Here is a 2,500-nt window from a genome sequence, read left to right on the forward strand (position 1 = left end):
CTGAGCCCCGATTGGGGCTCTTTTTTTGTGTCTGGCTGGGGGACGTGGATTCGAACCACGATTGACGGTGTCAGAGTTTTATTTAATATTTCCTTGAATTGGGCAATACCCTAATATTTACTTATAAAATATCATAATAAACAATATACACCTATCATCATATCCCGTATTATCCCGTTTAAGCACGAGCCTGCAAACCAAATGCAAACCAAGAAGGAGATAAAATGGCTATCATTAAACGTAAAGGTAAGGGCGGAACGACTTATAGAGTTCAGATTTGGAAAAATAGAAAAGTCGTTGATAGCGCTACGTTTGATACCATGAGAGATGCTAAAGCGTGGCAAGCAGCGGCTGAAGTTAAAAAGGCTTCTGGTGCATTGAGCGGCATTGCTAAAGCTCGTGCCATTAGTTTCATTGATGCTCTTCAGAAATATAAAGAAGAAGTAACGCCAAACAAGAAAGGTATCCGACAGGAAAACTCTCTAATTGAGCGGCTGAAAAAAATTGAATTTGCTGCAAAACGTTTTTCTGATGTGACTAAAAATGATGTAATCAAATACAAAAAGTCTCGGCTTAAAAAAGTCTCTGCAAATACAGTTCGACACGAACTTGCTTTGATGCGTCATCTATATAATGAAGCGGCAGCGGAATGGGAAATGGATGGACTTCCCAATCCTGTTGCTGAAGTTACTTTTCCGAAAAAAACTTTAGGAAGAGACCGTCGTTTAAATACAGGCGAGCTGGAGAGACTGTTGTCTGCTGCTGCAACTAATGCTGAAATGCCTGAGTTGATTGCTTTAGCAATTGAAACTGGCATGAGACGCTCTGAAATGACTAATTTGCTTTGGAAAGATGTTGATTTAAAAGGCAAGCAATTAACCCTACAAATGACAAAAAGTGGCGAGCGTCGTGTCGTTTTTTTATCAACCGAGGCTCTTAAAGTTCTAAAGGCGCAGCAAAAGATAGAAGTTACGGGTGGCAAGGTGTTTGCGATTTCTGCTAATTATGTGACGGTTGCATTCAGGCGGATTTGTAAAAAAACGAAAAGCTTGGATGGCAAAGAAAATGAAGCTATTGAAGATTTGCGTTTTCATGACCTGCGACATGAGGCAGTGAGCCGATTTTTTGAAAAAGGTCTATCTACTGAATTAGTAATGCAGATGTCCGGACATGAGACTTATGAGATGTTAAAGCGTTATACTCATTTAAGACACAAAGAAAAAACTTTGGAATTGCTTGGGTAAAGATATTCAAAACTCCTCATTATTTGCAAGGGCGCCCTGATTATTAGAATATCTTGAGCCTTGATAACTAAATATTATTTAGTTGGTACAAAGAACAGGTTCAATACCTAACGCTTATAAGTAGATGATAATTTTTTGAGTTCTTCGTTATGCTTCTTGATATCTTCAAATAACTTATTTAAACCCGCATCAAACATTTCAAGAGTATCGTCTTTTTCATCAATTATATTAGTTAACGGCGTATTCTCTTTTAACAGCCCTAATTTATTAAGTGACTCTAGAAGCGAACCTCCTTTTGATAGTCTTTTTTCTACAAGTCGTAATTTATGCTCATGAGTTAAAACGTGAGGCGCATTTTCAGCTAACCTATCATACTCTCTTTCTTTCCCATCATAATTTAGGTTTGAAAAATCCATTTAATTCTCCTTTTTTATTTACAAAAGCTTGGTTTTAGTTGCAGTAGCGATGGTACATTCCCCACTTGCCTAATTGGGTCTATTTCATTGAGTCGATTATTTAGCAATGAATTTTGCTGCTCTAATAAATCCTTCTCCGCTTTTTCTTTTGCTAATTTTTCACGCAGTTTTTCAGCTTCCTCTTTAACTACATTAGCCTGCCTGCTGTAATGCATGGATTGACTCATAGCACTACGAACTTTTTCTTTTAAGTGCAGATTCTCATTTTGAGTATTGCGATGTTGTTTAATTTCAGTAGCCATTCCCTTGCGAATATCAGCTTCGTAGTCGTCGTTCATCTTACCTCTGACTGTTCTTACATCGACGTGATGTGCGCCAGTTCCGCTTTTGCCTTGACCTCTTTTAAGGCCGTGTTTCGCCATTGCGTCAGCATAACTTGTCTGCATATCACTTAGCTTCTTTGGGCTACCTGTAAAATAATGGGCATCTAATTTTAATTGTGGTGCATAGTATTTCGGGCTATCTGAGCCTGAGCCTCTAACTTTTCGCTGTTTTTCTACGAGTGGAACCGCTTGGAGGTGAATATGTGTTGTCGTTTCATCCAAGTGTATTTCGAAACCAACAACATTTTCATCACCGAAAAATTCTCTTGCCCAATCAACAGTATCTTTAGACCATTCACTAAGGCTCTTTGGTTCTGACTCTGGAGAAAAACTAAATACAGTTTCAAAGCATAAGACTGCATTTTTGCGACGACTCCCATCTAATGACTGCAATCTATTTTCAACAGCCTCTTCAATCGTTGCTGCATCTCCAGCCAACCAGATTTTATTTAAAGGT

At 38.4% G+C, this 2,500-nt stretch carries 3 protein-coding genes; 1 reads left to right on the forward strand and 2 read right to left on the reverse strand.

What is annotated here, in order from left to right; translation table 11 throughout:
• Positions 1-224: 224 nt before the first annotated feature.
• Positions 225-1,244 carry a site-specific integrase gene (locus D8Y20_RS13455; RefSeq protein ID WP_121544222.1) on the forward strand — a complete coding sequence of 340 codons (1,020 nt, stop codon included), beginning with the start codon at positions 225-227 and terminating at the stop codon, positions 1,242-1,244.
• 107 nt (positions 1,245-1,351) lie between these two features.
• On the opposite strand, the gene D8Y20_RS13460 is transcribed toward D8Y20_RS13455, so the two are convergent.
• Positions 1,352-1,660, reverse strand: a complete 309-nt coding sequence (locus tag D8Y20_RS13460) for a hypothetical protein (RefSeq protein WP_121544223.1) — start codon at positions 1,658-1,660, stop codon at positions 1,352-1,354.
• A gap of 14 nt (positions 1,661-1,674) precedes the next feature.
• Positions 1,675-2,500: MobV family relaxase (gene mobV, locus D8Y20_RS13465; RefSeq protein WP_201265655.1), on the reverse strand; the 826-nt coding region annotated here is incomplete at its 5' end.

The sequence above is a fragment of the Mariprofundus sp. EBB-1 genome (genome assembly GCF_003665155.1).
In the GTDB taxonomy this organism is placed as follows: domain Bacteria; phylum Pseudomonadota; class Zetaproteobacteria; order Mariprofundales; family Mariprofundaceae; genus Mariprofundus.